26 protein-coding genes and 1 pseudogene are annotated in these 23,747 nt (G+C 61.3%); 6 read left to right on the top strand and 21 right to left on the bottom strand.

The genetic code is table 11. The features are described from left to right. The first annotated feature begins 1 nt into the window (after window position 1). A complete protein-coding gene (locus ABIE16_RS23615) occupies window positions 2-442 on the top strand; it encodes an NUDIX hydrolase (RefSeq protein ID WP_150814692.1) in 441 nt (146 codons plus the stop codon). Between the two features lie 168 nt (window positions 443-610). Here ABIE16_RS23615 and ABIE16_RS23620 read toward each other — a convergent pair whose 3' ends face one another. The 14 genes and pseudogenes from ABIE16_RS23620 to ABIE16_RS23685 all read right to left on the bottom strand — a co-directional run bounded on the left by ABIE16_RS23620 (window position 611) and on the right by ABIE16_RS23685 (window position 12,729). Beyond that, window positions 611-934: a DUF6124 family protein gene (locus tag ABIE16_RS23620; protein ID WP_057715485.1), complete on the bottom strand. Its 324-nt coding sequence runs from the start codon at window positions 932-934 to the stop codon at window positions 611-613. A 970-nt stretch (window positions 935-1,904) separates the two neighbouring features. Continuing rightward, complete coding sequence (locus ABIE16_RS23625) at window positions 1,905-2,444, bottom strand: type II secretion system protein (RefSeq protein WP_429522064.1); 540 nt, start codon at window positions 2,442-2,444, stop codon at window positions 1,905-1,907. Next, a complete protein-coding gene (locus ABIE16_RS23630) occupies window positions 2,419-2,793 on the bottom strand; it encodes a type II secretion system protein (RefSeq protein ID WP_057715487.1) in 375 nt (124 codons plus the stop codon). The genes ABIE16_RS23625 and ABIE16_RS23630 overlap by 26 nt, the downstream gene beginning before the upstream one ends. Window positions 2,794-2,797: 4 nt before the next feature. Further along, window positions 2,798-3,271, bottom strand: a complete 474-nt coding sequence (locus ABIE16_RS23635; RefSeq protein ID WP_090454714.1) for a type II secretion system protein — start codon at window positions 3,269-3,271, stop codon at window positions 2,798-2,800. Window positions 3,272-3,273: 2 nt separating this feature from the next. Next, on the bottom strand, window positions 3,274-5,100 hold the full coding sequence (locus ABIE16_RS23640; protein WP_090454713.1) for a secretin N-terminal domain-containing protein: 1,827 nt from the start codon (window positions 5,098-5,100) through the stop codon (window positions 3,274-3,276). Further along, complete coding sequence (locus ABIE16_RS23645; RefSeq protein WP_057715490.1) at window positions 5,097-5,615, bottom strand: hypothetical protein; 519 nt, start codon at window positions 5,613-5,615, stop codon at window positions 5,097-5,099. Before ABIE16_RS23645 ends, ABIE16_RS23640 begins: the two co-directional genes overlap by 4 nt. After that, the gene (locus ABIE16_RS23650; protein ID WP_150814696.1) at window positions 5,615-6,163 is read right to left on the bottom strand and encodes a GspMb/PilO family protein; all 549 of its coding nucleotides are present in this window, start codon (window positions 6,161-6,163) and stop codon (window positions 5,615-5,617) included. Before ABIE16_RS23650 ends, ABIE16_RS23645 begins: the two co-directional genes overlap by 1 nt. Then, window positions 6,150-6,695, bottom strand: a complete 546-nt coding sequence (locus tag ABIE16_RS23655; protein WP_340315515.1) for a PilN domain-containing protein — start codon at window positions 6,693-6,695, stop codon at window positions 6,150-6,152. The genes ABIE16_RS23650 and ABIE16_RS23655 overlap by 14 nt, the downstream gene beginning before the upstream one ends. Window position 6,696: 1 nt before the next feature. Then, window positions 6,697-7,500: a hypothetical protein gene (locus ABIE16_RS23660; protein WP_429522065.1), complete on the bottom strand. Its 804-nt coding sequence runs from the start codon at window positions 7,498-7,500 to the stop codon at window positions 6,697-6,699. Next, entirely contained in the window at window positions 7,481-9,187 is a 1,707-nt protein-coding gene (locus tag ABIE16_RS23665; RefSeq protein ID WP_150814697.1) for a GspE/PulE family protein, read from the bottom strand. Before ABIE16_RS23665 ends, ABIE16_RS23660 begins: the two co-directional genes overlap by 20 nt. A gap of 83 nt (window positions 9,188-9,270) precedes the next feature. Further along, window positions 9,271-9,804, bottom strand: coding sequence for a response regulator (locus tag ABIE16_RS23670; RefSeq protein WP_429522066.1), 534 nt, complete (start codon window positions 9,802-9,804; stop codon window positions 9,271-9,273). Window positions 9,805-10,168: 364 nt separating this feature from the next. After that, window positions 10,169-11,719 (bottom strand): ABC transporter substrate-binding protein, encoded by a 1,551-nt coding sequence (locus tag ABIE16_RS23675; RefSeq protein ID WP_349736060.1) that lies wholly within the window; start codon window positions 11,717-11,719, stop codon window positions 10,169-10,171. A gap of 9 nt (window positions 11,720-11,728) precedes the next feature. After that, a pseudogene (locus ABIE16_RS23680) lies at window positions 11,729-12,082 on the bottom strand (hypothetical protein); the annotation flags it as partial. Further along, window positions 12,073-12,729: an SCO family protein gene (locus ABIE16_RS23685; protein WP_340315508.1), complete on the bottom strand. Its 657-nt coding sequence runs from the start codon at window positions 12,727-12,729 to the stop codon at window positions 12,073-12,075. The gene ABIE16_RS23685 and the pseudogene ABIE16_RS23680, both read right to left, overlap by 10 nt. Here ABIE16_RS23685 and ABIE16_RS23690 point away from each other — a divergent pair. Then, window positions 12,728-13,099 (top strand): hypothetical protein, encoded by a 372-nt coding sequence (locus ABIE16_RS23690; protein WP_218498340.1) that lies wholly within the window; start codon window positions 12,728-12,730, stop codon window positions 13,097-13,099. The genes ABIE16_RS23685 and ABIE16_RS23690 overlap by 2 nt on opposite strands. A 100-nt stretch (window positions 13,100-13,199) precedes the next feature. Here ABIE16_RS23690 and ABIE16_RS23695 read toward each other — a convergent pair whose 3' ends face one another. Beyond that, window positions 13,200-13,808: a transglycosylase SLT domain-containing protein gene (locus tag ABIE16_RS23695; RefSeq protein WP_154862395.1), complete on the bottom strand. Its 609-nt coding sequence runs from the start codon at window positions 13,806-13,808 to the stop codon at window positions 13,200-13,202. Between the two features lie 196 nt (window positions 13,809-14,004). On the opposite strand from ABIE16_RS23695, the gene gspG reads away from it, so the two are divergent. From gspG to ABIE16_RS23710, 3 genes are all read left to right on the top strand, one after another. Continuing rightward, window positions 14,005-14,439 carry a type II secretion system major pseudopilin GspG gene (gspG, locus tag ABIE16_RS23700; RefSeq protein WP_102672816.1) on the top strand — a complete coding sequence of 145 codons (435 nt, stop codon included), beginning with the start codon at window positions 14,005-14,007 and terminating at the stop codon, window positions 14,437-14,439. Window positions 14,440-14,453: 14 nt separating this feature from the next. Further along, complete coding sequence (locus tag ABIE16_RS23705; RefSeq protein ID WP_154862394.1) at window positions 14,454-15,641, top strand: type II secretion system F family protein; 1,188 nt, start codon at window positions 14,454-14,456, stop codon at window positions 15,639-15,641. A 172-nt stretch (window positions 15,642-15,813) separates the two neighbouring features. Then, complete coding sequence (locus ABIE16_RS23710) at window positions 15,814-16,275, top strand: hypothetical protein (protein ID WP_429522067.1); 462 nt, start codon at window positions 15,814-15,816, stop codon at window positions 16,273-16,275. A 152-nt stretch (window positions 16,276-16,427) separates the two neighbouring features. Here the strand turns inward: ABIE16_RS23710 and ABIE16_RS23715 are convergent, their stop codons facing one another. Further along, a complete protein-coding gene (locus ABIE16_RS23715; RefSeq protein ID WP_218498343.1) occupies window positions 16,428-17,324 on the bottom strand; it encodes a LysR family transcriptional regulator in 897 nt (298 codons plus the stop codon). Between the two features lie 145 nt (window positions 17,325-17,469). Between ABIE16_RS23715 and ABIE16_RS23720 the strand changes: the two genes are divergently transcribed. Further along, window positions 17,470-18,897, top strand: a complete 1,428-nt coding sequence (locus ABIE16_RS23720) for a mechanosensitive ion channel domain-containing protein (protein WP_429522068.1) — start codon at window positions 17,470-17,472, stop codon at window positions 18,895-18,897. A 122-nt stretch (window positions 18,898-19,019) separates the two neighbouring features. Here ABIE16_RS23720 and ycaC read toward each other — a convergent pair whose 3' ends face one another. From ycaC to ABIE16_RS23745, 5 genes are all read right to left on the bottom strand, one after another. Further along, on the bottom strand, window positions 19,020-19,646 hold the full coding sequence (gene ycaC, locus ABIE16_RS23725; RefSeq protein ID WP_008004800.1) for an isochorismate family cysteine hydrolase YcaC: 627 nt from the start codon (window positions 19,644-19,646) through the stop codon (window positions 19,020-19,022). Window positions 19,647-19,715: 69 nt separating this feature from the next. Beyond that, on the bottom strand, window positions 19,716-21,554 hold the full coding sequence (locus ABIE16_RS23730; RefSeq protein ID WP_429522069.1) for an amidohydrolase: 1,839 nt from the start codon (window positions 21,552-21,554) through the stop codon (window positions 19,716-19,718). Continuing rightward, a complete protein-coding gene (locus tag ABIE16_RS23735) occupies window positions 21,554-22,162 on the bottom strand; it encodes an antibiotic biosynthesis monooxygenase (protein WP_429522070.1) in 609 nt (202 codons plus the stop codon). The genes ABIE16_RS23730 and ABIE16_RS23735 overlap by 1 nt, the downstream gene beginning before the upstream one ends. Continuing rightward, window positions 22,155-22,571, bottom strand: coding sequence for a DoxX family protein (locus ABIE16_RS23740; RefSeq protein ID WP_429522071.1), 417 nt, complete (start codon window positions 22,569-22,571; stop codon window positions 22,155-22,157). The genes ABIE16_RS23735 and ABIE16_RS23740 overlap by 8 nt, the downstream gene beginning before the upstream one ends. A 270-nt stretch (window positions 22,572-22,841) precedes the next feature. Then, on the bottom strand, window positions 22,842-23,108 hold the full coding sequence (locus tag ABIE16_RS23745; protein ID WP_429522072.1) for a DUF6124 family protein: 267 nt from the start codon (window positions 23,106-23,108) through the stop codon (window positions 22,842-22,844). Window positions 23,109-23,747: the final 639 nt, after the last annotated feature.

The following is a 23,747-nucleotide window of genomic DNA, read 5'->3' on the forward strand; positions in this document are numbered from 1 at the left end:
AATGCGCCAACGTAATTCCGCCAGACTGCTGGTGATCAATCCCTCGCAACAGGTTCTGCTGTTTCACTTCCAACACAAAAACGATGCCCTCGCTGGCCAAAGCCACTGGGCGACACCCGGTGGAGGTCTTGAGCAAGGTGAATCCTTTGAGGTTGCGGCGGTTCGTGAACTGTTTGAAGAGACGGGTTTACGCATCGACACGGTGGGTCCGAGCGTTGCAGAACGCAGTTTTCCGATGATGCTGCCAAGCGGCGAAACGGTGTTGTCCGTTGAGCGCTATTTCGTGGTTCATACCGACAGTGAACACCTGTCCCGGGAGGGATGGACGGCTAACGAAGTCCGGGTAATGGCTGACCATAAATGGTGGTCGGTGGCAGAGCTGCAAGAGACCCGAGAAACGGTGTGGCCGGAGCAGTTGATCACGATGCTGGAAAACGCCTGAAGCGTGCAAGCGAACACAACCCCTGTGGCGAGGGGGCTTGCCCCCGTTCGGCTGCGCAGCAGTCGCAAATCCACTCAGCGCGGTCAGCCTGAAAAACCGCATTGCCTGATTTTGGGGCCGGTGCGCAGCCCAACGGGGGCAAGCCCCCTCGCCACAAAGGTTCTGTGTTTAGTCCAATGGGGCAACATTATCCAGAGCGCGGTTGACTGCCAGGTCGGCCAGCATGATTACCTGCTGGATACCCAGCAGCATGCTGCGCTGGGGGCCGTCCAGAAACGTGGCGAAATCAGTCGCCATCACGCTTGCTGAAGCCAGCGATTCACAGGCGTGGGCCAACAGGGTTTCGGTGTCGATGTTCGGGGCGATGACGAACATCGTGCTGGGATTGTGGGGGGCGATGCTTTTGAGGATGGCAGGTTTCAGGTGGAGAGTTGATGCACGCTGACTGGTATCGGCTTTTGATTCGGGGGGATTTGGCGTGGGTTTGACCATGACGAAGCTCCTTGATTGATGGAGCCGCCACAATTCGCTGCGAAACGAAGAAGGTGGCGGCCATACGCGGGTTCGCAGACCGGGAATCAAGGAACCCGGCAGACCCGAAAGTCTCCCGCGCACAGCCGCCATAACGCAAAACAGTGGGCGAACAAAAGCGCCAACTGCAAGGAAACGGTGGCGCTGAGCGCCTTGATTAACCTGGGCTGCGAAACCCGATCGCTGAATTTGCAGCGACCCGGCAACGATAGAATCAGGGTCCAAGGCCCACAAGCCGGCGGATTCTGGCGTAGATGTAGGCAACGACGCAAGGCGGTGTAGCCTCACTCCTGGTCCTACAGCCGCCTCTGACATCCACAAATTCCTGTGGTGTGAGCCAAAGGATTATCGTTGGTTGTAAGACCGCCATCGCGAGCAAGCTCGCTCCCACAGAAGAGCAAAGGCAGAGCAGCGTACACCCGCTGCTTCTCACCAAACATCAGGCCGAGCGTTAGCTCGCCTGCAGCTCTTGATCTTGATCCACCCGCCCCCTCGGCAGGCTGAGCGGAGGTGTTCATCCGGGGATTGGCGCGCAGCGCCGTTCGACGCAGTCGAACTCATTGCATGTAGGTCGAAGCGAAGCCGACCGGAGGGCAATGCCCCCGGATGAATACCGCAGCGAAGGAACCCCGAGCCTCAGCGAGGGGCCGTACGTAAGGGGCGAGACTTTTTGGTTCCTTTTGTGTCGTTTGACAAAAGGGACTCGCCGTAAGGGCGAAACCGCCAGCCGCCGTTACCGCAGCAATGGATATGTACACGGTCAACAAAAGACAGGTCGGCTGTCAGGCCGCCTTCGCGAGCAAGCTCGCTCCCACAGTTTTGAAATGCGTACGGACCAAAGATTCAGGTCGGTTGGCAGGCCGCCTTCGCGAGCAAGCCCGCTCCCACAATTGGACCGGGTACATTTGGCGGAAATGTGTTGGCTGAAGGTTCAAGGCTGCAATGCCTGAGGTTCAGTGGACTGTGCTTTCGGCGGCCCGTCGGTACCTTCGAAGGAGACTTTCTCGGCCACAAACTGCCAATCCTTGTAGCTGGCCATGCCTTTGAAGTCCGACCACTGGCTGGGAAAATTCTCTTGCTTGAGCGGCTTCTGCTCGGACGGGCAGTACACGCCGCTGATCCGCCCGTCAAAATCACGCATCAGCTCCCATTCGCCCCCTGTCATCGGCTCCGGGTACAACTGCCGCAGATGATGCCTGGCCGACGGAAAACGCTCGTCCTGCAACAGGTCCTTGAGTTCTTTTGGATACTGGGCCATACCGGGCGAACTGCGGTAATAGCTGCGCAGCGCCTGGGCATATTGCGTACCGACCCAGAGCAACTGGTTTTCGCGATCACGGCGCGCAGCGGTGGCCCACAACTCGCCGGCACTGGCCAGGCCCATGCCCAGCACGACGACCAGAAACAGCACACCCAGGTAGGTGAAGCCGTCCTGGTTCGAAGATTTACCACTCGGAATACAGGCTGCCATCACGCGCCCTCCCGCTGGCCCCACTCTTGATATCGGCCACCCCGCCCGCCACGCCATCCGGTGGCGCGACTATGACCCAGGTGTCCTTGCGCTCGGCAATCGGGTCCAGCGGCTGGTTGCGCAGGTAGCGCAGTTCGACCAGCTGTTCGATGGAGTCGGGATAACGCCCGGTGTCTCCATAGTAATGATCCAGCGCCTCGCGCATGGACGACAGGCTCTGATGCAAGGTGGTCTCTTTGGAAGCTTCCAGGCTGCTGAAGTAGCGTGGCAAGGCGATCGTCATCAGGGTCGCGATGATTGCCATGACCACCATCAGTTCAATCAGGGTAAAGCCCTTTTGCCGACGCATATGCTCACCACTCTCGGTAGGCGATGCCATTGAGGCCCTTGCCGCGGGCCTTGGAGTAAACGTCAAAGACGTCCTGGCCCTCGCGCGGGTTCTCAGCCGAACTGTCATAGGAACGCAGGCCCCAGCCGCCCTCGTCGTCACGCTTGACGGCTGCCAGCGGGTCACGGGGGATGCGCCGCAGGAAGTAGAACTTGGCGCCCTTTGCGCTGCGCGTGTCACGCACACCCTCGACCAGTACTTGCAGGTTCGGCGGGTAGCCGCTGCTATCGAGCGACTTCTCGATGTAGCCCGCGTCGAAGGCTTGTTTGTAAGCGTCGATGGCATCGCGGATCTGGTACAGCGCGGTTCGCAGGTCCTGCTCTTTGCCCCGACGCACCACGGTCTCGGTCAGCGGTGCGGCCATGCCGGCCAGCAGGCCGACCAGGGCGAGCGTCACCACGACTTCGACCAGGGTAAAACCGCGTTGCGAGGCGTTCATGATCAAGGCTTCCCGACGGTAACGGTGGTGGCGATCGGGGCGGTCATGGGGTTGACCTGAACCGTGGTGCTCATCGAACGGTCCGGTGCCTGAATGTGCATGCTGGTTTCGGTACCGGTCGGGAATTCCATGTCCGACGGACTCTGGTACGGCAGATTGCGCACGATCCGCGGGGTGATCGACAGCACCAGTTCGGATTTGATGACGTCGTCCCTGTTGCTGCCGAACAGGCGACCCAGGCCGGGAATGTCGCCAAGGCCGGGAATCTTGTTGCCGGTGGCGCCGTGGTCGTCGCGCACCAGACCGGCGAGGATCTGGGTTTCGCCGTCATGCAGACGCAAGGTGGTCTGGGCGTTGCGGGTATCGACCTGGACCGGAATGGTGCCCTGAGCGGTCGGTGTCAGCGGCGTGGCGTTACTGACTTCCAGCGCGATCTTGATCGCCACTTCGTTGTTCAGGTGCACGATGGGCTGCACTTCGAGCTTCAGACCGACGTCGAGGTAGGTCACGCTTTCGGTGATCACCGGGCCCTGGGTCGAAGGCACCGAGGTGGCGCTGATGATCGGCACGCGCTGACCGATGTGGATGCGCGCCTGTTCGCGGTTGCTGACCCGAATCACGGGGCTGGCCAGGGTATTGATGTCCTTGTCCTGGGCATTGATCTTGGCCTGGGGCGATGGCGAGATCGTGATGCGGCCGGAGTTGATGCCCTTGAGCTGATCGAGAAGGGTCACCGCCGATCCGTCGCTGTTGACCACGCCGAAGGTGTTGGGCCATTGCAAGCCAAGGTCGAGAATACGTTGGCGGGCGACTTCCATCACTTCCACTTCCAGCACCACTTCCGGGTTGGACTGGTCCTGCGATTGCAGGAGTTTTTCCGCCATGCGCACCGCGTCACCGGTATCGCGCATGGTCAGGGTGTTGAGGCGCTCATCGACGAACACATCGCGGGTCTTGAGCATGGTCTTGATCATGTTCAACGCCGTGTTGGCATCGATGCTGGTCAGGTAGAAGGTGCGCATCACCAGCTCCTGGTAATCCTTGAGTTTCTGCGGCGAGTCCGGGTAGATCAGCACGGTGTTTTCATTGACCACTTTCTGATGCAGCTGGTTCTGTTGCAGCAGCAGATCCACGGCGTCTTCGATACGCACGTCACGTACGAAGATCGTGGCTTTCATGTCCGGGCGCAGGTCCTTGTCGAAGATGAAGTTCAGGCCGGCGACCTGGGACAGCACTTCAAAAATGGTCTTGAGGTTGGCATCGCGAAATTCCAGGGTCACCGGTCGGTCAAGGCGCGTGCGCAGTTGTGGGTACTGCACCACGTTGCGGCTCTGCACCAGGCGGATGCTGCCTTGCAGTTCCAGGGCGCCTTCGTTCTTCGGGTCCAGTTCGAGAATCTGTCTGACCTGGCGGTCGGCACCGTAGATGTCACCGCGACGCAGGTCGCCACGGGCCAGTTCGAGTTTCTCATCCATGCTGCGCAGGTAGTCGAGCTGGCGCAGGGAATCCTGGGCACGACGGTTGTTCGGTTCGATGTTCAAGACCCGGCTATAAGTCATGCGGGCCCCGGCGAAATTACGCTGGGTGCGGTCCATGTCGGCCTGGGTCAGCAGCGCCGTCACGGCGCGGGCCCGTCCGCTGTTGAGAGCCATGTGCAGTTCGGTATCGCGAGGGTTTTCCCGCAATCCTTCTTCGATGCGCGCCAGACCGGCTTCATATTGGCCCGATTCGATCAGGGCCGAAGCTTCATCCCTGGCAACCTGCGCCGAACTGCATGCGGCCAGCCCCGCGCAGAGACAAAGGCTCATCAGCAAACGGGATTTGTTCATTCCGTACTCCCCACAGACAAGGTCTGCGCCAAATGCAGAGGCAGGTAGACCAGGCTCAGTTCCTTATCGGAAATCCGCTCGATCCGCCAGGTTTCGTCGATGACATCCCCTTTGCGCACGACGTATATTTTTTCGCCGCTCTGCAAAAACACCTGCAGATCGGAACGGTCATCCAGCCTGCCGACAAACTGGAAGGGCAACGGTGGTGCAGTGGGGACTTGCACCACAGGAGTAACGACTACCGGTTGTTCAGTGACGGTGCCAAGGGCCGGCGCCGCTATCCAGCTACGGGCGGCGAACAGGTCGCCTGCCGGGCTCAGGTCCTTGATCGGCGCCAGCGCAGCGGCGCTCGATGCAGCCGTCGATGCGCCAGGGGTCTTGCCCTTGGCTGGCGTAGCCACGGTTGCCACCGCAAGGTCGCTGTCGCCGGCCTGATTGAAGTATTCGGGGAGCCAGGCGAGCGCTGCCGCTACACCGAAGAACGCCACCCAACCCGACACTCGTTTGGTATTCATCATGACCTCGACAGGTAAAGGGTCATGCGGATCCGCCCGGTCAGGTCGGTATCGGCGATGTTCTTGCGCTGTAGCTCCACATCCTCGAGCACCACCGCCGGCAACTGGCCGAGCAAGGCGTGCAGGAAACGCCGCAGTTGCGGATAGCTGCCACGTACCGGCAGCAGAATCTGATAACGGGCCAGGTGGGTCTTGGGGTCCACGCCCAGGGAGTATTCACCCCGGGACAAGGTGATGCGTTCCTGGGCGGCCAGGGCGTAGATCTTGTCGATGGCCACGGTGGCCTGGGGCTGGGACGGCAACTTGCTGCGAAAATCGTCGAGTTGGCGCTGCGGCACCACCGGCGCGGCCACGCTGCCGTCTTCGACCTTGGCCAGGTACTCGGTGGCTTCGCGAGTCTGCTGGCTGAGGCTTTGCAGCGACTCCCAGTCCGGCAGCAACCCCACCAGGCCATAGCTCAGCGCCAGCACCAGCATGGCCATCCCTGCCAGCCCCGGAACGCCCAGGCCTTGCAGGTATTCGTGGACGATCAATTTATGGATTTGCATCGCCGATCTCCCAGGTAGCCGACAGGTTGAACTGCACCGGGTGTTCCGGCACATTGGCGACAATTTCGTGGCTCAGCAGCGATACGTCGGACAGCTCGTCGCTGGCTTCGAGACGGCGGTGGAAATCGAGCATGGCGTCCAGGTCCAGCGCCTCGGCGCTGATCCGCACCTGACCCTTGCGGGCGTCCGGGGTCAGGGTCAGCAGGGCAATGTTGTCCCGCGGCATGGCTTCGAGGGTGGCGAACAGGCGTTCCCAAGGGCGGCGCAACTGCTGGGAGACCTTGCGCATTTCCGCCAGGTTATGCGCCTGTTCGCGAATTTGCGCCGGGGTCAGGCTGAGCTTGCTGCCGGTATCGCCGGTGAGCACTCGCTGTGTGATTTGCAGATGACCTTGCTGTTGTTCGGCCTGGTGGCTCAGGTGCTGTTGCACCAGCAGGCAGGTCAGTGTCAGCACCACGCCACCGGCCAGCAGGCTCCAGCCCAAGGGGCCTGCACGGCGGCGCGGCTGAAAGTCGAGCATCAGGGGGCGCATGTCAGGCCACCGCCCGAGACATGAGGTACAGGCAATCGCGTACGGCTGTCCGGTCTTCTTCGAGGGTGCGCAGATGCACACCAGGCACGTCAGGAGGCGAATCGATGCGCGCCGGTGCATGCAGGTAGACATTCAACGGCCGTTCGCTGCTGGAAGCCTGCAACTGGTGTTCACGACCGATCAACGCGGTCAGCGCCGCATCGCTGTCGCTGCTGCCCACCGATCGCACCGAGGTCCAGCGCCCTTCCCTGGCCAGCAGCAACACGCTGCGCACCGGTTCGGCGACCACGAACAGGAAATCCCCGGCCTCAAAGCTTTTATCGAAATGGTTGAACGCCGTCATCAGGTACGGCTGTACCGAACGCAAGCGCAAACCGCGATCCCTGACCAGGGCGCGCAGGCGTTCGAGCAAGTCCTGTGGCAGCGCGGTGGCGATGCGGTCGTAACCGGCGGGTTCGGCCGACAGCACCAGGCTCCAGGGTTGTGTCGGGGCACCGTAGAGGTCTTCGAAACACAGTTGGGCGAAGCCGAGCAATTCGGCCGGGCTACTGATCTGCTCACTCCAGGGCACCAGGCAATAGCGACTGAAGTGCCCGGAGATCACCACCGTCAGTTCCGCCCTGGCAACGGTGTGTTCGGCCAACAAACGGTCGAGGGTATCGAGGGCCACCGTCCAGGCCTGGAAGCCTTCGTCAATGTAGCCGACGCTGCCCAGCCAGTGGGTTGCAGCGCCTTGCCGCTGCCCCAGGCCAACACCGCTTGCGCCGAGCACGGCGACAAATTGCTCACGAGATAAAAGTGACACGATTGATCTCCTCGAGAGTCGTCCGGCCTTGTTCCACCATCTCCAGCGCCGACTCGCGCAACAGGCGCAAGCCACGTTTACAGGCGTGCGCCTTGATTTTCGAAATGGGTTGGCGCTCGACGATCATTTGCCGCAATTCGTCGTCCAGGTGCAGCAACTCGGCAATTGCGCTACGCCCGCGATAACCGGTACCCCGACAATGCCCGCAGCCCTTGCCGTGGACGAACCGGTAGTGAGCGACCTTTTGCGGATCAAGCCCCGAGACCTCCAGCTCTTCTTGCGTCGGGCTGTAGGGGCTGCTGCAACTGGTGCAGACCAGGCGGATCAAACGCTGGGCCAGTACGGCATTGAGTGCCGAGACCAGGCTGTAGGGATCGATTTCCATCTGGGTGAAACGGCCGATGACGTCGAACACGTTGTTGGCGTGAATGGTGGTGAACACAAGGTGACCGGTGAGCGCCGATTGCACGGCGATCTGTGCGGTGTCCGGGTCGCGGATTTCACCGACCATGATCTTGTCCGGGTCATGGCGCAGGATCGAGCGCAGGCCCCGGGCGAAGGTCAGGCCTTTCTTCTCGTTGACGGGGATTTGCAGCACGCCCGGCAGTTGATATTCCACCGGGTCTTCAATGGTGATGATCTTGTCCACGCCGTGGTTGATCTCGGTGATCATCGCGTACAGGGTAGTGGTCTTGCCGCTACCGGTCGGCCCGGTCACCAGCACCATGCCGTAGGGTTCGGCGGCCAGCCGGCGCAGCTGGCGCAGGGTTTCTTCTTCAAAGCCCAGGGCCTGCAACTGCACGCCACAGACCTTGTCCGCCAGGTCCTGTTTGTCGAGTACCCGCAGCACCGCGTCTTCGCCGAAAATGCTCGGCATGATCGACACCCGGAAGTCGATCTGCCGGCCGCTGATGCCGATCTTGAAGCGACCATCCTGGGGCACGCGTTTTTCGCCGATGTCCAGTTCGGCCATGACCTTGACCCGGGAAATCACTTGCTCGGCGAACTCGCTGCCCTGGATTTTGCTGATGTTGTTGAGCACGCCGTCGATCCGGTACTTGATCACCAGGCCGCTGCCGGTGGTGCCGAGGTGGATGTCGCTGGCGTGCATTTTCAGCGCGTCGTACAGGGTCGAGTTGACCAGTTTGACCACGACGCTGGAATCTTCGCTGATGCTGGTCAGGGACAGGCTTTGCAGGTTATCGGTTTCGGCGCCGGCGTCGCTCTGGGCGTTGAGCGACTCCACCGCATGGAAGCTTTCTTCGTGACGCGCCAGATAGGCCTTCAGGTCATCGGCATGCACCAGGTACAGCGGCGCGCCTTGCAGGCACTCATCGATCCAGGCCAGGCGCGCACTGTCGAAGGGGTCGGCGAACACACCGATGACCGCATCGTTGTGACGCAACAGGGTGAATTCGCGCTTGAGGCATTGGGCCAGGGTCACCCGGTCGAACACCGGCGTGGAATTGAACAGGCTGTCGGTGTCGAGCACCGGGTAGTGCAGGGTTACGCCGAGGCATTGAATGAAAGGCATGGGAGCTAGTGCGCACAGCCGCCCCAGGGCGTCCAGCATCCGCTCGCCGGAACTGGTGGCCAGGGCTCGGGCCTGGGCCAGTTGCTCACTGGTAAAACGAGTCGGTGAACATTCCGGTTGCGCCGGTTCTACGGCAAAGGATAGACGGTCCATGGCTTGCTCTCCTACGCCCGGGGCTTTGGGCCCTGTCGGCGCGGCGAGCCATTCGGCGGAGGCCGGAACGTCTTGTCGCGCCACTACTCCCCGGTGAGCAACTGTTCGTCGTCTGGCGCCTTGGAGGCCGATGTATTTTTTCGGCGATCTGCCAGCACCCAGCTACCGTCGTACAACTGCAGCGGGAAACTCTCGGTCCTGCTCTGGCGTCGTTCGACAAAGCCTTCGGAAGTGCTCACCCCCACTTTGGGTTCGCGTTGCCTGCCCAGAAGATCAAGCACGGCACGGGCCAATTCCGCCAATGGAAACGGTTTGAACAGGATATGGCTGACGCCCAGTTGCCGGGCCCGCTCGCAAACCTCTGCGGTTGGATGCCCTGTGATCAGCACGAAATGACACTTCCTGTTCTGGCGGACGGCATCGAGCACCTGAAAGCCTTCCATATCGGGCAAGCGGTAATCGAACACCATCACATCGGGCGCGAAATCATCGGCTTCAGCGATTCCTTTCGCACCGTCGTGGGCAATCCGGACTTCCAGTGCTTGCGCCTGCAGGTAATCCTGGAGGTTCTGCGCCAGCAACTGTTCGTCATCAACAACCAGTACTTTATTCAACAAGGTGGACTCCTTGAAACCGCAGGTCCGGATTTTGAACCTGACGGAGTGCGCGTCCTGACAGGACTAACGCACACTTCATGCCAGGCTGGGCACCGGTAATTTGAGGACTTCATGTCCTTGAATTTAAAAAACAATGCCTTTTCGTAGCGCAGTTCCATCCCCCAAAAACGGGGAAAGCGACGTGATTGGCACTGGACTTTTCCCCCCACTGTTGGGGAAACCCCCTATTGATCGGCAATCCGTTCGATTCGATTGCGCGAGCGCAATGGCGCCGACGCCCTCATCCCGGTTAAGCGTAGCCCTGCGGTTTCGCCAGTGGAAGCGTCTGCACCGGGCGGTATCGAGTTTCATGATCGGCCTCCGGTCAGGGCGTGGCAGCAATGGGTTTATAGGGCGCGACAAGATAGAAACGCTGGTCCGGCAGATCCACCGTGACGATATGGGCACCGCTCAAGCCCAGGCGCCGGCCCGGACCAAAACTGATCAGCGGTGTCAGCCCGGTATCGAAGTCACGCAAGCCTTCCAGGGCCCTGACCAGCTTCTCGCGACTGGCATTGCGCCCGGCCTGCTTCATGCCTTCGCTGAGCAGCATCATCGAACTGAACGCGCCCACTTGCAGCACCGCATGCTGGCCACCGAGGCCCTGGTGTTCGCGCAACTGGGTCAAGGCCAGGCGCCCGGCCTGGGTCCAGTCGCTTGGCACGAACGGATAGGCCAGGAATACCCGTCGGGAAAATCCGCTGGGCACCTGCATCAGATTGCCCGCCACCTGGTTCGAGGCGGCGAACAGGTAAGGCACCTGCCCCGCCGTTTGCAAGCGCTCGGCCAGACGACTGAAGCCGCTGCTGCTGCCCAGGTAAAACACCGAACGCGACCCCAAGGGAAAATCATCCCCGGCCGGGTCATAGGCTTGCAGGCGCACCTTTTGCCAGGCGTGCCCCTGCAAGTACTTGCTGAGTTCCTGCGCCGCCAGCCGTTGGCCGGGTTCGTCCGGATAGGCGATCAGCGTCGGCCCCTGAAGCACCCGCAGGCTCGCACTGGCGTAGTTGGCCAGGGCGATCAATTGGTCGCGAAGGCCCGGCAGTGGCTCAAATATCTGCGGGCTGGTGTGGAGCGTGCCCTGCAAGGACAGCGGCCCGATCAGGGGAATGCCGGCCTGTTCCAGACGCATGGCGAAGTTCAGGTCCAATGCCGGCGCCATCGGTGCGATCAGGGCAAACACCTGCTCTTCATTGATCAACCGGTCCAGCGCCTTTTCGGCACTGGCGCGGTCGGCGCCGGGGTCGAGGATGGTCAGGCGCAACTGCCGGCCATGAATTCCTCCCGCCTCGTTGATGCGCGCCACGCAGCCATTGAGCACCGCCGCCACCGTGATGCCCTCCTCGCCCAAGGGGCCGGAACCCGGCAACAACGTACCCAGGTGCAGACTGTCGGGGGCCAGTCCCGGAACGCGGTCTTCGGCCAGGTGTTTGAGGTACGCCGTGAGGTTGCGTTGATCGATCATCGACAACACGAACCGTGGCATCGTCGGATCGAGCCGATTGTTGCCCGGGTCGCGCCCCTCCTGCACCGCCCGCGCCAGGGTGATTTCGCTGTAGGCCGGATAACTGCGGCCGTTGATGTGCTGCTGGCCTTGGCTGCTGGCCAGTCGCGACCAGCGCAGGTCCGGCGGTCGCACCTCGCCTTCCGGGCGCCCGAGGCCATCCTCGCCATGACAATTGGCGCACGGCAGGCGGGTGGCCGGCAGCAGCACGCCCTCTGCGCCGACCCGGACCATGATCGGTTCGCCGCTGGCCGACACACCTTCGTGGTACAACCGTTTACCGGCACTTTCGCTGAGACTCAGCGGCAGCGCCTGGGCGGTGAGCGCGATGCTGCCGAAGAGCAGCAGGCCAAGGACGAGGGCAGTATTCATGGCCGTGGCTCAACGACAGGCCACGGGCATTGTCAGCAACTGTAAGCGCTGGGCAATGGCGGCGGGACGGATTTTGCTCCAGCGCTTGTTCGCCGCGTCACCGACGATCAACCGTGTGGAGTGCTGCAAGGGGGTCGGCACGATCTGGTCGATGCGCCCCCATACAAGGTCCATTTGCACCTTGTCTTCGGTAAGAAAAAACCAGTGGGGCCCATCGATGCCCTGTTTCAAGGTGCAAGCCTTGAGTACCGCTGGCGTGTTGCGCAGCGGATCACTGGTAAGGGAGATAAAGGTGCTGCCGTTCTGGTCCTGCACGGGTATGTCGGGGAAGCAGGTTTTCCTGTCGAAGGCGCTCATGGCTGGTGCTCCATGGCGATGGCGGTGTGCTTGGCGTGGGCGTTGCGTTCGCCTCTGAGCCTCTCGACGGCCCGGGCCAGCTCCGCCGGTTCGGTGAGACCGTAGTAGCGGGTCCAGTAGCGGTTGTTGCCGTCCCCCACCAGAATCAGTGGCGAGTGGTTCTCGAAGTTGCCGCTGTAGACACCCAGGCCCTTGAGGGTGGCATCGACCGCCTGCGGCGAACCGGTCAGCCAGCTCCAGCCCGGCCCTTTCTGGAAGGTGCGGGCGTAGTCGTTCAGGCGTTGGGGATCATCACGCTGCGGGTCGATGCTGATGGACACCAATTGCACCTCGGTGCCGACCCGCGCGCCCAAATGTTTCTGTACCCTGCCCATGATCGAGGACATCACCGGGCAGACCGTGGTGCAACGGGTGTAAATGAAACCCATGACCACGATTTTGTTGCTGACCAGGTCTTTTTCCAGGTTGACGACCTTGCCGTTCTGGTCCAGTAAGGCCACGTCGGCAAATCTGATCCGGGCGTTCTCCGGGCTGGCGGTGCTGGCCGCCGTGTCGTGCCCGGTGTGCTCGTCCGCCGAGTGAGCCAGCGCCTGGTCGATACCGAAGGCCAACAGGCAAAACGTCAGCAGGCCGCAATGCGCGAATCGGTCCATGTCGGTTTCCTCGTTAGTGGGTATCACCGGGACTGACCCGAAATCCCGGCACGACGCCGGACAAGGGTTGGTCCTGTTTTCAGCAACATTCCTCTTTACCGATCTGTACCTGTCTTACCCGCCCCGTTGTGGGAGCGAGCTTGCTCGCGATAGCGGACTGACAGTCGACATCGTTGGCGACTGGAAAGCAGTCATCGCGAGCAAGCTCGCTCCCACAGGGGGGGTAAGCAAATCAATCAAGGACCAAGCGTGGGATATGCCGATCATGGACTCGGGCCTCGCTGCGGGTTATCGGGGAACACTTCTCGACAAATCGACCGGAGCAATCCGCATGCCACAAAAAAATACGTTATTAATCAGCTTGTTATGATCACGACTTGATAGGCCGGGGGATATTCCCCACCCAATCCCCCCCTTTTTCGCCGGGGCCACTATTCCCCACTATTGGGGAAATTTCCCCGGATGTTCGATCACAGCGGCGCATCCGCGGGCAACCCCTGCAAACGTCGATATTGGTTCAGCACACTGGGCACATAACGCTGGGTTTCGGCGAACGGCGGGACCACGTTGCCCCGGCTGAGCACCGCTTGCGGGCCGGCGTTATAGGCCGCCACGGCGAGCCGGATATCGTTGTCGAACATCGTCATCAGGCGCTTGAGATAGCGGGCGCCACCCTGGATGTTGGCCTTGGGGTCGTAGACATTGGTCACCCCCATTTCGCGGGCGGTGGCGGGCATCAATTGCATCAGCCCGCGTGCGCCCTTGGGTGAGGTGGCGCGGGCGTTGTAGCTCGATTCGGTCTTGATCACTGCGTGCAGCAGCGCCGCCGGCAGTTCGTTGGCCGTGGCCGCCGCCGCCACCAGCTCGGCATAGGGTTGCGCGGCGATCATCTGCGGTTGCTGATCGAGGCTGACCACCGGCGCATCGGGCTCACGAATCACCCGTTCATAGTGGCGTCCGGGGCGGTGGACATTGGACAGGACGTAGCCGCCATTGGCGTCCACGGAAACAAACACATCGGCCTGTGCGGCGCTGGCCAACACAAGGAAACCCAGCAATCCGGCGGTGAGTGTCTTCATTGTTATACCTCCCCTTTCCGGCCCCGAAAATTGGGGGTATTGCCCCAATGGCCAGTCGTGCACCAGCCATACGCAAGCACTGTGCCGTAAGCGAGAAGGCCCGTAGCAAGGGGGGCGCGCAAGGGTCAGCAACCGTGAGCATGGCAATTGCATGCAACTACATGGCAACTCTGCTGCCGACTGTTATGAGGTCATCATGAATCAGCGACTGTGTTATGCCCGGCGAACCCAAGGCGGGTTCACCTTGCTCGAACTGTTGGTGGTGCTGGTGGTACTGGGGCTGTTGGCCGGCATCGTGGCGCCGAAGTATTTCGCCCAACTGGGCCGCTCCGAAGTGAAAGTGGCCAAGGCGCAGATAGAAGGCTTGAGCAAGGCACTGGACCTTTACCGTCTGGAGGTTGGCCATTACCCGTCCACCGAACAGGGTTTGCAGGCGCTGGTCACCGCCCCCGCCGACGAACCGCGCTGGACCGGCCCGTACCTGCAGAAAAAACTCCCGCAAGACCCCTGGGGCCGCAACTACGCCTATCGCTATCCCGGTGAGAACAGCGAGTACGACCTGTTGTCCATGGGCAAGGACGGGCAGCCCGGTGGCGAAGGCGAGAACGCCGAAGTCACCAACTGGAACTGACGGGAATGGCGACCATGCGCTTTCATCTCAAGGCTGTCGGCAAGGCCGGTGTGGTCTCGATGACCGTCGAGGCACCGGGGCACAGCGAAGCCAGGCGCATCGCCGAAGACCAGGGCCTGCGAGTGGTCAGCCTGCACGCCGAGCGCCATTGGCGCGCATTGCGCCTGCACAAGCGCGAGACGTTCAACCTGGTGTTGTTCAGCCAGGAACTGACCACTCTGCTCAATGCCGGCCTGCCGTTGATCGATGCCCTGGAAAGCCTGGCGGAAAAGGAAAACGCGCCACAGGCCCGCAAGACCTTGAACGAGTTGGTCCGCCTGCTTTACGAGGGAAAATCGTTTTCCCAGGCCCTGAGCCAGCTGTCAGCCGTGTTCCCCCCGCTGTACGTGGCGCTGGTGCAGTCCAGTGAAAAGACTGGCGCCGTAGGCGATGCCCTGGGCCGCTATGTCAGCTATCGCCAACGCATGGACGAGGTTCGCCAAAAGATCATCAGCGCTTCGATCTACCCCTTGCTGTTGCTGGTGGTGGGCGGTGGCGTGGTTTTGTTTTTGATGGGGTATGTCGTGCCGCGCTTCAGCCTGGTGTTTGAAGGGCTGGGGTCGAACCTGCCCTGGATGTCGCAGATCCTGATGAGCAGCGGCATGTTCCTGCACGCCCACCAGGGTGAATTCTTCGGTGGCTTGCTGGCCATCATCGTCGCCCTCACCCTGCTCCAGCGCCAGCCGGCCTTTCGTCGGGGGCTGGACCACCTGATCGAAAAACTCCCTGCGGTGCACCAGCGCATCTTCATGTATGAACTGGCGCGCTTCTACCGTTCACTGGGGATTCTGCTGCAAGGCGGCATTCCCCTGGTCACCGCCATGGGCATGGTCCGTGGCCTGCTCACCGTCGCCTCCCGCACACGCCTGGACCAGGCCTGCGACCGGGTGCGCGAGGGGCAATCACTTTCTGCCGCGCTGGAACTCAATCACCTGGTGACCCCCGTGTCCCTGCGCCTGCTGCGAGCCGGCGAACAGTCCGGCAACCTCGGGCAGATGATGGAGCGCAGCGCCGACTTCTACGACGAAGAAATCAGCCGCTGGATCGAATGGTTCGTGCGGCTGTTCGAACCCTTGCTCATGACCTTCATCGGTCTGTTGATCGGGGTGATCGTGATCCTGATGTACATCCCGATTTTCGAGCTGGCCTCGAGCATTCACTGACTCTTTGAAGCTGACCCTTCAGACGCGGGTCCGGCTGAACGCTGCACTCTTTTTCAATGTTCCCGCCGAATAAATCGGTGCGCTGAACTGTTCATCAACTTCCCACGGGGAAAAATCAGCACATTGCACTGTTCATGAAGGTTCCAATCTGAATTACAGGACGGAGAACGACATGCTCATCAATAAGCTTTTACTGGCAGTAGCTATTGGCGCGGTTCTGTCGGCGTCTACCGTATTGATTCCGGACAGTCTGTCTGGAGTTTCCAGCGCTCAGGCCAAGGATGGGGGTAGTGGTGGCGGTGGTGGCGGAAGTGGTGGTGGCGGCAGTCACGGTGGCGGCGGTGGTGGTAGCGGTGGTGGCGGCAGCGGCGGCGGCGGCAGCGGCGGCGGCAGCGGCAGCGGCCACAGTGGCGACCATGGCAGCAACAGTGGCCATGGCAGTGCCAACAGCGGTTCGAGCCACTCCGGATCGGTCTCGTCCTCAGGACGCAGCGGCACCCATGATGAACCTGGGGACGACCATGGCGTTCATCGGTCCGGTGAAGTCGGCGACGATCATGGCGTTCATGCCAATGGCGAGCCCGGTGATGACCGTGGTGTCCATGCCGAGCCCGGTGATGACAAAAGGAGCTGATTCCCACTGATTCCCATGCAACACAAAACCCTGTGGGAGCGAGCTTGCTCGCGATGGCGGAGTGTCAGACGACTTCAATGTTGGATGACAGGACGCCATCGCGAGCAAGCTCGCTCCCACAGTGGCCGATGTGAGTCAGGCAATCCGCCGCTCTACAACCCACCCTCAGACTGATCCAGTTCCTCGCGCAAGAACTCAACCAGCGCCTGCACCGGCCGCGAACTCTGCCGGTGTTGCGGATAGACCGCCGACAACGTCAGCGGCTCCGGCCGAAAATCCTCCAGCACTTCCACCAGCCGTCCATCCTTCAACGCCGAGCCAACAATGAACGTCGGCAAATACGTGATCCCCAGCCCGGCAATCGCCGCGTCCTTGAGCAATTCACCGTTGTTGACCCGCATCCGCCCGCTGACATTGACGCTCAATGGCTTGCCCTGCCCTGCAAACCGCCATTGCACCTGTCGACCATGGCCGTACGGCAGGCAGTCGTGACCGTGCAAATCTTCAGGCTTGAGCGGTGTGCCGCGTTCGGTCAGGTACGCCGGGCTTGCGCAGTACACCCGCTCAATGGAGGCAATGCGTCGGGCGATCAGTGTCGAGTCTTCCAGTGTGCCGATGCGCAGCGCCAGGTCGTAGCCCTCACCGAGCAAATCCACGGGACGATCGCTCAAATCCATCTCCACCGTCACGTCGCGATAGCGCTGCAAAAACACCGGCAACAGGCAGCCCAGATGCGCCAGCGCGAACGACAGCGGCGCACTCACACGAATGGTCCCCCGTGGCTCGGTAGTCTGGCCGGCGATGCCCTGCTCCACTTGTTCGACTTCGCTGAGCAGGCGCAAGGCTGACTCGTAATAGCTCTGCCCCAGCGGCGTGACATCCAGGCGCCGGGTCGAACGATTGAGCAAGCGCACACCCAGGCGCTCTTCGAGTTGCATCAAGCGGCGGCTGACAAACTGCTTGGACAGCCCCAGTTGATCGGCGGCCGCCGTGAAGCTGCCGGAGTCCATGACCTGGCAAAAAATACGCATATCTTCGAAGGGGTTCATTGTCACTTCCCGGTTGACAGTCAAACACGTTATAGCCGCTTTTTCTCTTCCTGACACACCATTAATCTTCGTTCACCGCACTGAAATCACCTTCCCCGAAGGATCTGCAATCTGTTTGCCGCAAGCATTTAAATGGAGTTTCCCCATGTCCTTTCTCCTCGGTCACCTGCTCTCACTGAGCACCCTGCTGCTGGCCATCGACGCCCTGCTCTGGCACCTCGCGCCATTCAAGCATCGCGTCAGCCGGGTCGGTGTGCGCCTGGCGCTGTTTGTGCTGTTCAGCGCGGTGCTCATCAACGCCGGCGTCAGCCCGTTGCAGGCGCCGTTGTTTGCCGATGATCGCGTGGCACAACTGGGGGCCACGGCACTGGGGATTCTCTGGTGGCTGTACGCCGCGCGGGTGCTGACCGAAGTGATCGGCCTGGCCCTGATGCGGCGCATCGGCCATAGCGGCCGGCTGTTGCAGGATGTCATCGGTGCACTGGTGTTCCTGATTGCCGTGGTGGCCGCCGCCGGCTACGTGCTGGAGCTGCCGGTGAAAGGTTTGCTGGCGACCTCCGGCGTCGTCGCCATCGTGGTGGGTCTGGCATTGCAGAGCACCTTGAGCGACGTGTTCTCCGGCATCGTGCTCAATACCACCAAGCCGTATCAGGTCGATGACCGGGTTTCCATCGACGGTATTGAAGGCAAGGTGCTGGACATCGACTGGCGTGCCACCCACCTGCTGACCAGCGCCGGCAGCACCGCTGTGGTGCCGAACTCGGTGGCGGCCAAGGCAAAGATCGTCAATCTCAGCCGCCCGTTCAATATGCACGGCGTGTCGATCAGCATTCAGGTGCCCAACCACATCCGCCCGCGCCGGGTACTCGATGCCCTGGACCGCACCCTTCAGGGCAGTAGCAGTCTGCTGCTCGATCCGGCGCCGAAAGCCGTGCTCAAGGAGGCCGGCGAAACCATGTCCGAATACGTGGCCAGCGGCTTCATCGCCGAATTGGGCAAAAAGGGTGAAGTGCGCAATCAACTGTTCGACCTGGCCCATCGGCACCTCGAAGCGGCAGGCATTTCCCGGCAACCCGATGGCGTGATCGAGCCGTCGACCCGTGCACGGGCCTTGCTCGATGAAGTGAAAATATTCCGCTCCCTGAGCGCCGAGGAACGGGATCACCTGGCCCAGAACATGGTGGCGCAGCAATACGCGGCCGGTGAGGTGGTGCTGGATCTGGAGGAAGTACCGGACAGCCTGTTCGTCATCGCCACCGGCGTGGTCAGCGCCACCGTCCCCAACGGCAGCACGCAGATCGAAGCCGGGCGCATGGGGCCGAGTGAAGTCATGGGCGAACAAAGCATCCTCGCCGACACGCCGTCCCAGGCACGGTTCACCGCCATGACCTCAAGCATCATCTACCGCCTCGACAAATCACTGACCCGCAACTGCATGGCGCAACGACGGGAAGTCGACCGGGCGTTGAACAAGCTGCAGGCGGTGCGCCAGCAGAACAGCCGGATGGCGTTGATGGCCAAACCGGTAGCGGTCAGGAAAGGTGGGTTTTTGAGTTGGTTGCAGAGTCGCTGATCAAGTGATCACACAAAAAATCTGTGGGAGCGAGCTTGCTCGCGATAGCTTTCTGTCAGTCAACATGTGTGTCGACTGATACGCCGCCATCGCGAGCAAGCTCGCTCCCACAGGTGTACTTCTTACTTAGCGGTAAATTTGGTGTAGCTGTTGATCAGGTTGCGATAGTTCGGCAGGCGTTCGGACAGCAGGTTGGCCAGGCCTTCCATGTCGTTGCGCCAGTCGCCTTGCAGCTCGCAGGCCACGGAGAACCAGTTCAGCAGTTGTGCACCGGCGGCCGACATGCGCGCCCAGGCCGCTTGTTGCACGGTGGTGTTGAAGGTGCCGGAAGCGTCGGTCACCACAAACACCTCAAAGCCTTCGGCAATGGCTGACAGTGTCGGGAACGCCACGCACACGTCGGTCACCACACCGGCAATGATCAGTTGCTTGCGACCGGTGGCCTTGATCGCCTTGACGAAGTCTTCGTTGTCCCAGGCGTTGATCTGGCCCGGGCGTGCAATGAACGGCGCGTCCGGGAACTGCGCCTTGAGCTCCGGCACGATCGGACCGTTCGGACCGCTGTCGAAACTGGTGGTGAGGATGGTCGGCAGTTTGAAGAACTTGGCGATGTCGCCCAGCGCCAGCACGTTGTTCTTGAACTCGTTGGGCGAGAAATCCTGTACCAGCGAGATCAGACCGGTCTGGTGGTCGACCAGCAATACCACAGCATCGTCTTTGTTCAGGCGTTTGTACGGAACGTTGCTCATTGGAAACTCCTTGGTGGATGGTTGTTGCAGGCAGCGCCGACCTGTTGGGCCGGCGCTTTTTTAAAAGAGTCAGAAGGCAAAACACGAGCAGCCAAAGGCGCCCCAGAAACCGGCGAAATCGCTGACCGGCGCGTTCGACAGGCGCGCCCGTTCATGACTGTGGGAATGCACCGCGCACGGGCCGCTGCAATGGTGAACCTGGGCCTGCATCGGCGAAGTCGGGCGCCAGTGGCCCGGCACCTTCACCACCGGCGACCAGTCCGGCAGCACCGGCACGCTGGCCGGCCCGAGCTTCTCGAAGTCACCGGCGCCGTACACCACCTTGCCGCCGACCACGGTCAACACCGACTCGATCCACTTGATCGCCTCTTCATCGACGCTGAAAAAATCCGCACTGAGGGCCGCGACGTCAGCCAGTTGCCCGACCTTGATCTGGCCCTTCTTGCCTTGCTCCGACGAGAACCAGGCGCTGCCGTGGGTGAACAGTTCCAGCGCCGTCAGGCGTGAAAGGCCTTCGGCGTGCAATTCCATACCTCCGACGGTGCGACCGCTGACCATCCAGTACAGCGAGGTCCACGGGTTGTAGCTCGACACCCGCGTGGCGTCGGTACCGGCACCCACCGGTACGCCTTCGGCCAGCATGCGTTTGATCGGTGGCGTGGCTTCGGCCGCTTTCGCGCCGTAACGCTCGACGAAATATTCACCCTGGAACGCCATGCGATCCTGAATCGCGATGCCGCCGCCCAGCGCCCTCACCCGCTCGATGTTCTGCGGGGTGATGGTCTCGGCGTGGTCGAAAAACCACGGCAAGCCGTTGAACGGAATGTCGCGATTGACCTTCTCGAACACATCGAGCATGCGGCTGATGGATTCGTTGTAGGTGGCGTGCAAACGGAACGGCCAGCGTTGCTCGACCAGATGGCGAACCACCGGTTCCAATTCGGCTTCCATGGTTTGCGGCAGGTCCGGGCGCGGTTCGAGGAAGTCTTCGAAGTCCGCCGCCGAAAACACCAGCATTTCCCCGGCGCCGTTGTGCCGCAGGAAATCGTCGCCCTGGTGCAGCTTCACGCTGCCGGTCCAGTTCTTGAAGTCGGTCAACTCTTCCTTCGGTTTCTGGGTGAACAGGTTGTAGGCGATGCGCACGGTCAGTTGCTCGTCCTTTGCCAACTGCTCGATCACCTGGTAATCGTCCGGGTAATTCTGGAAACCGCCGCCGGCATCGATGGCACTGGTCAGGCCCAGGCGATTGAGTTCGCGCATGAACTGACGGGTCGAGTTGACCTGATACTCCAGCGGCAGCTTCGGCCCCTTGGCCAGGGTCGAGTACAGAATCATCGCGTTGGGCCGCGCCACCAGCATGCCGGTCGGCTCGCCATTGGCGTCACGCACGATCTCGCCGCCTGGCGGATTCGGTGTATCACGGGTGTAGCCGGCGACACGCAACGCGGCGCGGTTGAGCAAGGCGCGGTCGTACAGGTGCAGCACGAAAACCGGCGTGTCTGGCGCCGCCTGATTGAGCTCCGCCAAGGTCGGCATGCGCTTTTCAGCGAACTGGAACTCGTTCCAGCCACCGACCACCCGCACCCACTGCGGGGTCGGCGTGCGGTCGGCCTGCTCCTTGAGCATGCGTAAGGCATCGGCCAGTGACGGCACACCTTCCCAACGCAGTTCCAGGTTGTAGTTCAAGCCGCCACGGATCAGGTGCAAGTGTGAGTCGTTGAGCCCGGGGATCACGCAACGCCCCTTGAGGTCGATCACCTGGGTGTTCGAGCCCCGCAGGGCCATGGCTTCGGCATCGTTGCCGACCACGACAAAACGCCCGTCGCTGATCGCCACGGCGCTGGCGAGCGGTTTTGTGCGGTCAACGGTATGGAATTGACCATTGAACAGAATCAGATCGGCGTTCATCACGGTTCCTCGTGCAATGTGGCGGGAGACAGCCAGGGCGCGAACAGACGCGTCGCCATGGGCATGAAGATGTAAACCACCGACAGCACGATGGTCAGGGTGATCAGAAATGTGGCCACCACGTAATTGGAGAGCAAGGCGTTGAGCCGCAACAACGGCCCCCATAGCAGCGGCACCAGCAAGGTGTGCGGCAGGATCACCAGCAGCGTCACCACGGCCTGCTTCCAGCGCGGCGATGGCGTACTGGCCTCGGCCTGGGGCGAGAACCAGAACTCGTTGACCGGATTGACTTCGGTCTGGTCGCCATCGGCCAGCATCGGCGCGGCTTCATCGACCAGTTCCTGGCGTTGCGGTGAATCGAGCCAGCGCTGCATCGCCTCGGTCGAACAAAAGCGCAGCACGCAGGTGTAGGTGTCCAGGCCGGCATTCTTGCCACGCACCACATCCACGCCCAAGTGCCCGACGTTCTGCGCGGCCACCTTGACGATGTTGCGCAGCCAGGCTGCATAAGGCACTTCGAAACCGGCCTTGACCCGGTGCTTGACGATCAGGGTCACCACCTCATCAGGCCCCGGACTTGCCGGCTCACGGCGATTGGATTCAGACATAACGCAAGGCTCCGACAAAACGGACATTGAGTGCCAGGCGTCCCGGCCCGGCGATGAAAATGCTGGTGAACACGATCAGCAGCAGCCAGCCGAACTGGCCTTCGAAGAGCGTCCACTGCGGATGCACGATCAACATCGACACCCACAGCAAAAACAGAATAGGCAAACACGCTAGACGCGCCAGCAACCCGGCGACGATCAGCAGCGGGCACACCACCTCGGCGAAAATCGCCAGCATCAGCGTCAGATTCGTGCCCAGGTGGAAGGGGTCTTCGATGTTTTGCAGCTCGGCACTGTAGTGAAGCAGCTTGGGCAAGCCATGCACCCACAACAGGAACAACCCGCCGCTGACCCGCAGGAACAGCAGCCCCCAGTCTTGCGCCCGATCATCACTTCGCGAAGTGTCCATGGCCTACCCGCACAAATGAAAAACCACCGGCGTCGATGCGCCGGGACAGGATTCGATAGTGCCGGGACGGGGGGAGGAAAAATTGAATGTACGTGCTCTGTTTGCCGGTGTGGACCGAGAACGGCCCATCGACACAGATCCCTGTGGGAGCGAGCTTGCTCGCGAAAAACGTCTGAACAACGCGATCAATCAGTCAACACGCGTTATCGTTGACGTCCATCGCGAGCAAGCTCGCTCCCACAGGGTTACTCGTTGCTTGCTGCTACTGGACTAGTCTTGCGGGTCGAGATTATCCAACGCCTGATTCACCGCCAGCTCACCCAACATGATGATCTGCGCAATCCCCAGCAGCGCATTGCGATGAGGGCTTTGCAGAAATCCAGCAAGATCGCTGGCCATGATGCTGGCCGAGGCCAGGGATTCGCAGGCGTGGGCCAAGAGGGTTTCGGTGTTGATGTCGGGGGCGATGAGAAACATCGTGCTGGGATTGTGTGGTGGTGCCGGGGCTTTCGGGGGATTGGGGGTGGGTTTGAACATGGTCAAGCTCCTTGATCAATGGAGCCGCCACAAGTCGCTGCTAAACGAATTGGGTGGCGGCTGTACGCGGGTTAGCAGACCAGGGATCAAGGAACCCGGCGCACCGAAGTGCCCCACGCACAGCCACCAAATTGCAGATCGAACTGATCTGAAGGTGACACTGGCGAGCCTTGAAATTTACCGAGCTGCTAAACCCGATCGCTGAATGGGCAGCGACGTGGAGAACGATAGAGATCAGGGCCAAGACTCACAAGCCGGCGGATTCTGGCGTAGTTGTAGGCAACGACGCAAGGCGGTGTGGCTTTCAGGAATAGAGGCTGACCGCTTTTAAACAGGGCTTTCAGAACACTGCACATTCCCTGTGGGAGCGAGCTTGCTCGCGATGGCGGCATTACATCCGGCATTGGTGTGGACTGATACACCGCTATCGCGAGCAAGCTCGCTCCCACAATTTGATCGGTGTACATCTGCAAGTAATTGGGCGGCTGTCAGGTCGCCTTCGCGGGCAAGCCCGCTCCCACAATTTGTCGGTGTACATCAGCAAGTGATTGGGCGGCTGGCAGGTCGCCTTCGCGAGCAAGCTCGCTCCCACAATTTGATCGGTGTACATCAGCAAGAAATTGATTGGCTGGCAGGCCG

This window comes from Pseudomonas sp. 2725 (assembly GCF_050434585.1).
In the GTDB taxonomy this organism is placed as follows: Bacteria; Pseudomonadota; Gammaproteobacteria; order Pseudomonadales; family Pseudomonadaceae; genus Aquipseudomonas; species Aquipseudomonas jessenii.

Bases quoted from the DNA above. Each gene is read 5' to 3' on its own strand.
- ABIE16_RS23615 (WP_150814692.1), top strand. From the start codon at position 2: ATGCGCCAACGTAATTCCGCCAGACTGCTGGTGATCAATCCCTCGCAA.
- ABIE16_RS23620 (WP_057715485.1), bottom strand. From the start codon at position 934: ATGGTCAAACCCACGCCAAATCCCCCCGAATCAAAAGCCGATACCAGT.
- ABIE16_RS23625 (WP_429522064.1), bottom strand. From the start codon at position 2,444: ATGGCAGCCTGTATTCCGAGTGGTAAATCTTCGAACCAGGACGGCTTC.
- ABIE16_RS23630 (WP_057715487.1), bottom strand. From the start codon at position 2,793: ATGCGTCGGCAAAAGGGCTTTACCCTGATTGAACTGATGGTGGTCATG.
- ABIE16_RS23635 (WP_090454714.1), bottom strand. From the start codon at position 3,271: ATGAACGCCTCGCAACGCGGTTTTACCCTGGTCGAAGTCGTGGTGACG.
- ABIE16_RS23640 (WP_090454713.1), bottom strand. From the start codon at position 5,100: ATGAACAAATCCCGTTTGCTGATGAGCCTTTGTCTCTGCGCGGGGCTG.
- ABIE16_RS23645 (WP_057715490.1), bottom strand. From the start codon at position 5,615: ATGAATACCAAACGAGTGTCGGGTTGGGTGGCGTTCTTCGGTGTAGCG.
- ABIE16_RS23650 (WP_150814696.1), bottom strand. From the start codon at position 6,163: ATGCAAATCCATAAATTGATCGTCCACGAATACCTGCAAGGCCTGGGC.
- ABIE16_RS23655 (WP_340315515.1), bottom strand. From the start codon at position 6,695: ATGCGCCCCCTGATGCTCGACTTTCAGCCGCGCCGCCGTGCAGGCCCC.
- ABIE16_RS23665 (WP_150814697.1), bottom strand. From the start codon at position 9,187: ATGGACCGTCTATCCTTTGCCGTAGAACCGGCGCAACCGGAATGTTCA.
- ABIE16_RS23675 (WP_349736060.1), bottom strand. From the start codon at position 11,719: ATGAATACTGCCCTCGTCCTTGGCCTGCTGCTCTTCGGCAGCATCGCG.
- ABIE16_RS23690 (WP_218498340.1), top strand. From the start codon at position 12,728: ATGTCGGTTTCCTCGTTAGTGGGTATCACCGGGACTGACCCGAAATCC.
- ABIE16_RS23685 (WP_340315508.1), bottom strand. From the start codon at position 12,729: ATGGACCGATTCGCGCATTGCGGCCTGCTGACGTTTTGCCTGTTGGCC.
- ABIE16_RS23695 (WP_154862395.1), bottom strand. From the start codon at position 13,808: ATGAAGACACTCACCGCCGGATTGCTGGGTTTCCTTGTGTTGGCCAGC.
- gspG (WP_102672816.1), top strand. From the start codon at position 14,005: ATGAATCAGCGACTGTGTTATGCCCGGCGAACCCAAGGCGGGTTCACC.
- ABIE16_RS23705 (WP_154862394.1), top strand. From the start codon at position 14,454: ATGCGCTTTCATCTCAAGGCTGTCGGCAAGGCCGGTGTGGTCTCGATG.
- ABIE16_RS23710 (WP_429522067.1), top strand. From the start codon at position 15,814: ATGCTCATCAATAAGCTTTTACTGGCAGTAGCTATTGGCGCGGTTCTG.
- ABIE16_RS23715 (WP_218498343.1), bottom strand. From the start codon at position 17,324: ATGAACCCCTTCGAAGATATGCGTATTTTTTGCCAGGTCATGGACTCC.
- ABIE16_RS23720 (WP_429522068.1), top strand. From the start codon at position 17,470: ATGTCCTTTCTCCTCGGTCACCTGCTCTCACTGAGCACCCTGCTGCTG.
- ycaC (WP_008004800.1), bottom strand. From the start codon at position 19,646: ATGAGCAACGTTCCGTACAAACGCCTGAACAAAGACGATGCTGTGGTA.
- ABIE16_RS23730 (WP_429522069.1), bottom strand. From the start codon at position 21,554: ATGAACGCCGATCTGATTCTGTTCAATGGTCAATTCCATACCGTTGAC.
- ABIE16_RS23735 (WP_429522070.1), bottom strand. From the start codon at position 22,162: ATGTCTGAATCCAATCGCCGTGAGCCGGCAAGTCCGGGGCCTGATGAG.
- ABIE16_RS23740 (WP_429522071.1), bottom strand. From the start codon at position 22,571: ATGGACACTTCGCGAAGTGATGATCGGGCGCAAGACTGGGGGCTGCTG.
- ABIE16_RS23745 (WP_429522072.1), bottom strand. From the start codon at position 23,108: ATGTTCAAACCCACCCCCAATCCCCCGAAAGCCCCGGCACCACCACAC.